Annotated in this window: 2 protein-coding genes; both read left to right on the plus strand. The window is 59.2% G+C overall.

Going from position 1 to position 1995, the window contains the following annotated elements; translation table 11 throughout:
- The coding region (locus Q7U71_03340) for a bifunctional response regulator/alkaline phosphatase family protein (GenBank protein ID MDO9390789.1) at positions 1–1466 on the plus strand (1466 nt) is incomplete at its 5' end.
- Between the two features lie 23 nt (positions 1467–1489).
- The gene (gene tsaE / locus Q7U71_03345; GenBank protein ID MDO9390790.1) at positions 1490–1954 is read left to right on the plus strand and encodes a tRNA (adenosine(37)-N6)-threonylcarbamoyltransferase complex ATPase subunit type 1 TsaE; all 465 of its coding nucleotides are present in this window, start codon (positions 1490–1492) and stop codon (positions 1952–1954) included.
- Positions 1955–1995 lie beyond the last annotated feature (41 nt).

Raw genomic sequence — 1995 nt, forward strand, 5'->3', positions numbered from 1 at the left:
TCCCGGCGGCTTCGGGTGAGGAGGCCCTGGTCCGGATCAAGGAAACCGATGTTGACCTGGTGCTGCTGGACGAGATGATGCCCGGAATGGACGGCCTGGCCACATTAGCCGCCCTGCGCCAGCTGAGTCCGGAACTCCCGGCCATCATGGCCACCAAGAACGAGAAAGAGGAACTGGTGGAACAGGCCCTGGGCCAGAAGATCGATGACTTTTTGCTGAAGCCGTTGAATCCGGCCCAGGTGCTGGCCTCCTGTCGGAGGGTGCTGGAATCCCGCCATTTGGTGGAGGGGCAGGCCAGCAGGGAATACCTGTCCCAGTTGAACGGCCTGCGGAATTTCGATTATCCCTCGCTGGACTGGCAGGGGTGGTGCCACCACTACCAGATGCTGACCGAATGGGATCTGCGGTTGTCCGAGCTGCCCGACCAGGGACTGCACCAGAGCCACGAGGACATCACCAAGGAGGCCAACCTGGAGTTCGGGCGGTTCATCGAGGAAAATTACATCCACTGGATGCACGGGGCCTCGCGCCCGATCCTTTCCCCCGACCTGGTGGAACGGTATCTGCTGCCGTCCCTGAAAAACAACCAAAAATGCCTGCTGCTGGTGTTGGACTGCATGAGGCTGGATCAGTGGCTGCTGCTGGAGCCCTACCTCAAGGAATGGTTTGACATCAAGCGGGAGCATTATTATTCCATCCTGCCCACCGCCACGCCTTACTCCCGCAACGCCATCTTCAGCGGTTTGTATCCCTCGCAGCTGGCCCGGAACTACCCCCAGTACTGGGAAAAAGGCGGGCATGCCGGCGAAGCCAGCCTGAACCGCCATGAGCATCAGCTTTTGGAACTGCAGCTGCAAAGGCTGAAGGTCCCCCATCCGTCGGATTTCCGCTATTCCAAAATATACAACATTGACGAAGGGCATGAGCTGAAGAAGGTGTTCGGCTCCTGGCAGAATGTTGCGCTGGCGGCGGTGGTGGTCAACTTCATGGACATCCTGGTCCATTCCCGGGCCGAGTCCCTGGTGCTGCAGGAGATCGCCCCGGACGAAAGGGCCTTCCGTTCCCTGACCCGCACCTGGTTCGCCAATTCCGACGTGCTGAACATCCTGCAGCAGGCGGCCAGGCAAAAAAGACAGGTGATAGTGACCACCGATCACGGCTCGCTGCAGGGCCGGCGGGCCACCGTCATTCAGGCCGGCCGGGACACCAGCGCCAACCTCCGCTACAAGTCCGGCACCAATATCTCCTGCGATCCCCGCCAGGTGCTGTGGATCAAGAAGCCGCTGGAATACATGCTGCCCGAGGATTTTACCGGCCTGCAGTACCTGGTGGCCAAGGAGGATTATTATCTGGTCTACCCCACCAAGTACGAAGAATACCGCAAGCGGTATGAGGGGACCTTCCAGCACGGCGGGATTTCGATGGAGGAGATGATCCTGCCGGTGTGCCGGCTGACGCCGAAGTGAAACCAGGAATGACGACTTAACGTATGCCTCTCAATAATCTTCCCCTACATATTACCACCAGCTCCGCCGAACAGACCCAATCCTTCGGGCATACGCTGGCCTCCCGTTTATTGCCCGGGGATGTGATCTGCCTGTGGGGCGACCTGGGCAGTGGCAAGACCACCCTGACCCAGGGCATCTGCCGGGGCCTGCAGTCAAAGGAGATGGCGGTCAGTCCCAGTTACGGTCTGATCCACGAGTACCAGGGGATCTGCGACATCTATCACCTGGACCTGTACCGGCTGGAAAACTCAGCCCAGGCCGAGGAGATCGGCGTCACGGAATATCTTTACGGCCGGGGGATCTCCATCCTGGAATGGGCGGAGCGGATCCGCGATATCCTGCCGGAATGCCGGCTGGATATTCATCTGACCAGGCTGGACCAGCAGACCCGGATAATCGAGATCAAAACATCAGGAAATAACTGGAATGACAGGTTTAATAATTGACACCAGCGGTCCCTGGCTGAACCTGGCCGTTTGCCGGGAGG

This window comes from bacterium (assembly GCA_030655055.1).
Classification (GTDB): Bacteria; Edwardsbacteria; AC1; order AC1; family EtOH8; genus UBA5202.

Bases quoted from the DNA above. Each gene is read 5' to 3' on its own strand.
- tsaE (MDO9390790.1), top strand. From the start codon at position 1,490: ATGCCTCTCAATAATCTTCCCCTACATATTACCACCAGCTCCGCCGAA.